The 2725-nt window shown below is 36.7% G+C and carries 4 protein-coding genes and 1 pseudogene; all 5 read right to left on the reverse strand.

All coding sequences use genetic code 11. The annotated features are described in order from the left end of the window. Positions 1–454 (reverse strand): thiol-disulfide isomerase (locus tag CBI42_RS10575; RefSeq protein ID WP_094753953.1); only part of this gene is annotated, 454 nt, incomplete at its 3' end. Between the two features lie 52 nt (positions 455–506). After that, positions 507–1133, reverse strand: coding sequence for a hypothetical protein (locus tag CBI42_RS10580; protein ID WP_049493208.1), 627 nt, complete (start codon positions 1131–1133; stop codon positions 507–509). After that, the gene (locus CBI42_RS10585; RefSeq protein ID WP_049493206.1) at positions 1130–1747 is read right to left on the reverse strand and encodes a hypothetical protein; all 618 of its coding nucleotides are present in this window, start codon (positions 1745–1747) and stop codon (positions 1130–1132) included. The genes CBI42_RS10580 and CBI42_RS10585 overlap by 4 nt, the downstream gene beginning before the upstream one ends. After that, on the reverse strand, positions 1744–2361 hold the full coding sequence (locus tag CBI42_RS10590) for a hypothetical protein (RefSeq protein WP_049493203.1): 618 nt from the start codon (positions 2359–2361) through the stop codon (positions 1744–1746). The genes CBI42_RS10585 and CBI42_RS10590 overlap by 4 nt, the downstream gene beginning before the upstream one ends. A gap of 14 nt (positions 2362–2375) precedes the next feature. Further along, positions 2376–2725, reverse strand: a pseudogene (locus CBI42_RS12840) (virulence protein); the annotation flags it as partial.

Below are 2725 nucleotides of genomic sequence, written 5' to 3' on the forward strand. Positions count from 1 at the left end.
CGGATTGTGAGACAGAAATAATCTCTCTTTTCCCGTTATCATTTTGCTGAGAATAGCTGGAATCAATTAAATTCAGATTTTTATCTAAAATAAAAGCTACATGCGTTTGTTTTTCATTAACCTGTGTGATGAAAAACAACTGAAAATCCTTAGCATCCTTTTTTGGAGGACTAATTTTCAAATGTAAATCTCCTTCTATTTCTAATGGATAAATAACTCCATCCAATCTAATAGCACCGTCAGAAGGAATAGTATAACCTGCCTTGCGGATGTCAGACGCATATTTTCCTGATGCCATTAAATGTTGAAGAACTTCAATTCTTTCATTTTTCTCAAAGGCTTCTTTTAAAGTACTAGATTGTCGGAAATAATTGTAAGCAAAATATGAAGGAATTGCTAACAGAAACAAAAACAATACAATCAACCATTTAAACTGTTTTAATTTATCTGACATTAGTCTTCCCCCTATTCAACACTCTCTTTCAAATAAGTGTTATTGTAAATTATCACTCGTCTTCCTCGTCGTCATAAACTGGCTCGCCATGAATTTTGATGTATTCTTCACGAAGGCGTTCTTCCTCTTCCCATAGAGGATCTTCTAAAGGTTTCATACTTTTCAGTTCCTCCACGCTGGTGTCAGTTGCTTGATCGTAGGTTAGTGATAAGACATCCTTGTGCAACTCCTTAAAAGTCTCCACATCTATCCAAGTCAGCTTGTCATCCTCGCTGATCTGCCCATCAATAGCAGAAGCCACCTCGACTGCCATGATATACATAGCTCGTTTATCAACCGTTAAAATGTCTGTATGGGCAGTCGCAATCCTAAGGTATTCTCCACGTTCTCTCCCATCAGTGATAAAATCATTTTCAAATTCCAATTGAATATTTTCATCAGAAAACGAATTCCATGGATCATTATTGTCATATGGTATATGATTCCACCGTTTATCATTAAATCGCCATTTATCAAATTGAACTCCAAAAAAGAAATCATCTTGTAGCATCTCATCATCACCGACGTTCGAGTATGTAATAGGATGACTATGCCATTCCTCAAACCACATTTTCCAGAGCAACTCTCTTGTAGTAAAGGTTATTTTTTTCTTAAAATCACTTTTGATATATAGTCTCACTCGTCTTCCTCATCGTCATCCAACTCCACTTCTCCATGAATTCGGATATACTCCTCGCGCTTCCTATCCAATTCTTCCCAGAGGGGCTCATCAATGGTTTTCATAGCCTTTATCTCTTCCAAACTAATATTGACCGCTTCATCGTAGGTCAAGTTCAGCAAGTCTGCGTGTTTCGTTTTGAATTGTTCAATATTCAGCCATGTTTCTTTGTCGTCTTCGCTGATTTGACCGTCAATGGCAGATGCTACCTCAATCGCCATAATATACATCGCACGCTTGTCAACCGTTAAAATATCTAGATGAGTGGAAATAATTCGCAAATAATCACCTTTCTCGCGCCCATCGCTTTCATAGGAATTTTCAAAATCCAATATTATATACTCGTATTTAAATGAATTCCACGGATTATCTCCTATTTTAAAATCAGTTACCCCCCAACGCTCATCATTCGAAGAAAATTTATCCAAACTAACGCTAAAATAAAAATCATCATCACGTGCGTAAGAAAAACCAACCTGCACTCCCTTACGTTCCTTTAACCACATTTTCCAAGGAAATTCCATACAGGCTTGGTAAATACTAGTCTCGTAGTTACCTTTAAGATATAGTTTCACTCATCTTCCTCATCGTCGTAAACTCGTTCACCATGGATTTTGATATATTCTTCCCATCCTCTGTGTAATTCATCCCAAAGTGGTTCATCAACCGCCTCCATAATCTCTAGTTCCTCCAAACTAATATCAACCGCTTCGTCGTAGGTCAAATTCAGCAAGTCTATATGTTTCGTTTTGAATTCTTCAATACTCAGCCATGTTTCTTTGTCGTCTTCGCTGATTTGACCGTCAATAGCAGATGCCACCTCAATCGCCATGATATACATCGCACGCTTGTCAACCGTTAAAATATCTAGATGAGTAGAAATAATTCGCAAATAATCACCTTTCTCACGCCCATCGCTTTCATAAGAATTTTCTAGATCCAATGTCAAGTTTTCATATTCAAATGTCTTCCAAGGGTTTATATTTGTATTAAAATTTGCATTCTCCCAACGTTCGTCATTATATTTAAATTTATCCAACCGTAAATTCAAATGTAAATCTTCATCCCAAGCATAGGAAAAATCGAGTGGAATTCCTTTTCGCTCTTTGAACCACATATTTTGAGCTATTTCTTTAAACTCTTCATAAAAATCAGTCTTGGTGTAATCACCTTGTAAATACAACTTCATGCATACCTCCTGTTTTAATTCGCATAATACCTTTGATAAGCTTTCCAAATTCTATCAATAATTTGCTCTCTAACCCCCTTGCTGAGTTTACTTAAGCTTTCATTTGAATTTACCCAGTCTACAATAGAATCTTTTCCTATTATTCTATCTATCCTTAGATGCTCGTTTAGAGGATAGCCAGATTTCCCACTTCCAGATTGTACTTGAAATTTACCACTATGGGGTTCTGCATCTACACGAATATTCGCTTTCTTTCCTTTTACTTTTCCTTCAACAGTCCCAAAAGTCTTACTCGTTGGTTTATTGGCTTGCCAGCTGTCGTAGTTGCTAGAATAATTAACCTGAATTTCGCCATTTTGTAAGG

Origin of the sequence: Streptococcus sp. KR (genome assembly GCF_002238115.1) — a bacterium.
Taxonomy (GTDB): domain Bacteria; phylum Bacillota; class Bacilli; order Lactobacillales; family Streptococcaceae; genus Streptococcus.